The organism is Vibrio sp. 1402, assembly GCF_033340275.1.
In genome coordinates, this window is the sequence record NZ_JAWOWE010000330.1 from 1 (window position 1) to 660 (window position 660).

At 47.3% G+C, this 660-nt stretch carries 1 pseudogene; it reads left to right on the top strand.

What is annotated here, in order from left to right:
* Window positions 1-660 (top strand): annotated as a pseudogene (locus tag R7044_RS25890) (cadherin repeat domain-containing protein); the annotation flags it as partial.

A 660-nucleotide genomic window follows, 5' to 3' on the forward strand; every position in this document is an offset into this window, starting at 1 on the left:
GCCAGCAATGATCATTTGGAAGTCGTTGACAATACTTCTCCAGGTGTTGCAGATGTTATTGGTGACGGTCTTATTCGTGTCTACAAAGCGGGTCAAACGACGTTAACAGTTCGCAGGAAAGAGAGTGCAAATTACACGGCCGGTCCAGATCAAAAAGTTCGCTTTAACATTCTGAGTGCGCCAAGCCGAATTGCTATCCAGTCAGGCTTAGTAGAAGGTACGTGGAACATCAACCAACCTTATGTCCAAAAACCATCGATTCTCGGTACGGTTGGCGAAGTGAGCTACCGATTTGCGACGGATTCTGCAACCGATGTGGTTTCCTTAGATCGCAAAACGGGTGATATGCGCATTCTGAATGCGGGCAGCACCAGAGTTATTGTGTCGGACGCAGGTAACGATAAGTTTACTCCAGGTGAAAGTAGCTTTGCTGTAACGATTAAACAAGGTAGCAACCCGGTTTCTATTACTTATCCAACTCTGGACTTTTCTGCTGGTGCGGTTATCACACCTGTGATGAGTGGGGGAGAAGCCAAAGCAAGCTACCGTCTGATTAACCAAGCTGAGCCGGTGGTTGAGTTGTTATCTTCAGATTCTGGTCGTTTGAAAGTGCTGCATGCTGGCGACTACCAAGTGGAAGTGACGTTAACTGCACGTAAC